This window comes from Propioniciclava sp. (assembly GCF_036744435.1).
Taxonomy (GTDB): Bacteria; Actinomycetota; Actinomycetes; order Propionibacteriales; family Propionibacteriaceae; genus Propioniciclava.
Map to the genome: position 1 here is coordinate 1 of NZ_DAIOIA010000194.1, position 3043 is coordinate 3043.

At 68.4% G+C, this 3043-nt stretch carries 4 protein-coding genes; all 4 read right to left on the bottom strand.

Annotation, left to right across the window (positions count from 1 at the left end; all coding sequences use genetic code 11):
• The coding region (locus V7E09_RS14995; protein ID WP_324523655.1) for a metal ABC transporter permease at positions 1–731 on the bottom strand (731 nt) is incomplete at its 3' end.
• A complete protein-coding gene (locus tag V7E09_RS15000) occupies positions 728–1597 on the bottom strand; it encodes a metal ABC transporter ATP-binding protein (RefSeq protein WP_324523656.1) in 870 nt (289 codons plus the stop codon). The genes V7E09_RS14995 and V7E09_RS15000, both read right to left, overlap by 4 nt.
• Complete coding sequence (locus V7E09_RS15005) at positions 1594–2517, bottom strand: metal ABC transporter solute-binding protein, Zn/Mn family (protein WP_324512206.1); 924 nt, start codon at positions 2515–2517, stop codon at positions 1594–1596. Before V7E09_RS15005 ends, V7E09_RS15000 begins: the two co-directional genes overlap by 4 nt.
• Positions 2518–2663: 146 nt before the next feature.
• A partial coding sequence (locus V7E09_RS15010; protein WP_324523657.1) for an N-acetylmuramoyl-L-alanine amidase occupies positions 2664–3043 on the bottom strand: 380 nt, incomplete at its 5' end.

Sequence of the window (3043 nt, forward strand, 5' to 3'; positions counted from 1 at the left end):
ATGCCGCCCACCGTGGAGAACACGGCGAAGCAGACGCTCAGGATCGGCACCAGGATCGGCGAGGACGACACCCGCAGCGCGGCCGCTGCCGGGGTCACCAGCAAGGAGAGCACCAGAAGCGCGCCCACGATCTGCACCGACACGGCTGCGGCCAGGCCGAGCAGCAGCATGAAGATCAGCGACAGCGTCCGCGTCGGGACGCCACGGGCGGCCGCCACGTCGGCGTCCACGCTGGCGAACATGAGCGGACGCCAGATGATCAGCAGGCCGGCGATGACGATCACCGAGATCACCGCCAGGGCGCCGATCTGCGGGTCGTCCACGGCGACGATCTGGCCGGTGAGCAGGCCGAACTTGTTGGATGAGCGGCCCGAGTACAGCGACAGGCACAAGATGCCCAGGCCCAGCCCGAACGGCATGATCACCGCCGTGATGGAGTTGCGGTGCCGGGCGCGCGTGCCGAGCAGGCCGATCAGCAGCGCCGCGAGGATGGAGCCGGCGAGGGCCCCCGGGATCACCCCGATGCCGAACAGCAGCCCGGCCGAGCCTCCCGCAAACGAGAGTTCGCTGATGCCGTGGACGGCGAAGGGCATGTCGCGGGCGACGACGAAGACGCCGATCAGGCCGCCCACCACGCCCAGGATCGCGCCAGCGAGGATCGAGTTGTGCAGCAGCACCACCAGTTCGCCGTAGTTCTCGAACGAGAACAGCGAAGTCCACCAGTCCGTCATGCGTGCGTACCTCCCTGGTGGGTGTGACCATCGGCCGGTGGGGCGGCGTGCGGTGTGCTCGGCTCGACCGCGCCCACCACCACGATGCGTCCGCGGGTGCGGACGACGTCGACGGGGGAACCGTACAGCTCCGACAACACCTCGGTGCGCAGCACCTCGTCGGGTGTGCCGATGCGGATCTGCCCACCGGCGAGGTAGATGACCCGGTCGACCATGGGGAGGATCGGGTTGATGTCGTGGGTGACGAACAGGACGCCCAGGTTGCGGGTGCGGCGGCTGGCGTCGACCAGTTCGCTGACCACGGTCTGGTAGGCAAGGTCCAGGGACAGCAACGGCTCGTCGCACAGCAGCAGCCGTGGGTCACCGGCCAGCGCCTGGCCGATGCGGAGGCGCTGCTGCTCCCCGCCGGACAGCTCCGCGAGCGGGTGGTGGCGGTAGCGCTCGGCATGGACGTCGCGGATGAGCGCGTCGATCGCGTCCCGGCGGGCCTTGCTGGGCCATGGGATACCCCAGCGGTGGCCGTCGACGCCCAGCCCGATGAGGTCCTCCGCGCGCAGCGGGACGCCCTCGTCGGCGAGTTTCTGCTGGGGCACGTAGCCGATGCGCCGATTGCCGCCGGTGATGGGGGAACCCAGGAACTCGGCCGTGCCCGCAGACAGGGGAAGCTGACCCAGGATCGCTTTGAGCAGGCTGGACTTGCCCGACCCGTTGGCGCCTAGGACCGCGATGAACTCGCCCGCGGCCACGTCCAGGTTCAAGCCGCTCCACAGCGTCCGCTCCCCGAACCGGAGTGCGGCCTCGCGCAGACGCAGGACGACGTCGCCCCCGACCGGGGACGACGCCTCCTGTGAGGAGGGGAGCGTCACTGGGCGAGCGCCGCCGCCAGGGCGTCCAGGTTGTCGGTCATCCATGAGACGTAATTCTTCCCGGCCGGGAGCGTTTCCGTGAACGGGACCACGGGGACGTTGTTCTCCTTGGCGGCGTTGACGACCGCGTCGGTCTGGGCGCCGGTGGTCTGCTCGTTGTAGGCCAGCAGCTTCACGGCGTGGTCGGAGAACAGCTTGAGCGTCTCGTTCAGCACCGCCGGTGCCACGTCGCTCTCGTTCTCGACCGCCTCGGAGAAGGCCTCCGGGGTCTGGTTCTCCAAGCCGATGCCCTCCAGCAGGTAGAGCGGGACGGGCTCGGTGATGGCGACGGGCTGGCCCGCGTACTTCGCCTTCAGGTCGTTCTGCTGCTGGATCAGCGTGGCGATGGACGCCTTCAGCGTCGTCGCGTTGGAGGTGAAGGTGTCGGCGCCCGCGGGGTCGAGCTTGGTGTAGGAGGTCGCGAGGGCGTCCACGACCTTGGTCACGGTGCCGAAGTCATACCAGACGTGCTCGTTGAGCTCGTCGCCCGCGGTCGCCTCCTTGCCGGAGATCGTCACGGCGTTGAGGCGCTCGATGCTGGAGTTGTTGGCCGCCGACAGCATGGTGTCGACGAAGTCGTCGTAGCCGCCCCCGTTCTCGATGACGAGCTGCGCCTTGGAGAGGGTGAGCTGGATCTGGGCGTTGGCCTCGTACTCGTGGGGATCCTTCGAGGGATCGTCGATGATCGAGGTGACGGTCACGCGATCCCCGCCCACGGTGGCGGCGAGCCCACCCCAGACGTCGGTGGAGGCGACCACGGACAGGGTGGTCGGCGTGGCCGTCGTGGACGCGGTGGGCGTGGCGGCGGGGGAGGAGCAGCTCGCCAGCGTCAGCCCGGTCACGAGGGCCGCCAGCAGGGCGAGTGGTCGTTGGAGGAGCATGTCAATCCCATCAGGTAGTGCAGTTCGATGGTGCCGGATTCCCGGCGCACGTCCTCCAGAATAGATGATGTTTGAGAACCATTCTCACACTAGTCGCCAGGTGGCCCTCGTCGGGTGTCCCGGATTGGTTCCGCCGTGCTTCGAGCTCACGATTGGCCCAGATAGGCGGTCAGGCCGTCGGCGATCCCCTGGGCGAGCGCCTCCCGGGTGCGGGGGCGCGTCAGCAGGGTCCAGTCGTCGGGATTGTTGAGATTGCCGACCTCGACGAGAATCCCCGGGGCGGTGGCCAGTTCATTGAGGGCGGCGATGTTGGTGCGAGGATCGATCGGCAGTTCGGGAGTTCCCTTGTAGTTGGCCGGGGGAAGAGGGGAACGCTGCAGAGCGTCCGAGACCGACGTCGCCAGCGTCACCGAGGCGGCCTGTGTGGCGTCGCCTCCGTGCATCTCAGGGGAGTAGATGAGGTGGAAGCCTCGTTTGTCCTCGCTGTCGGAATCGGCATGGAGGGCCACCAAGGCGTCAGCGTGGG

Excerpts from the sequence above, each read along its gene's own strand:
- V7E09_RS15005 (WP_324512206.1), bottom strand. The coding sequence starts at position 2,517 with ATGCTCCTCCAACGACCACTCGCCCTGCTGGCGGCCCTCGTGACCGGG.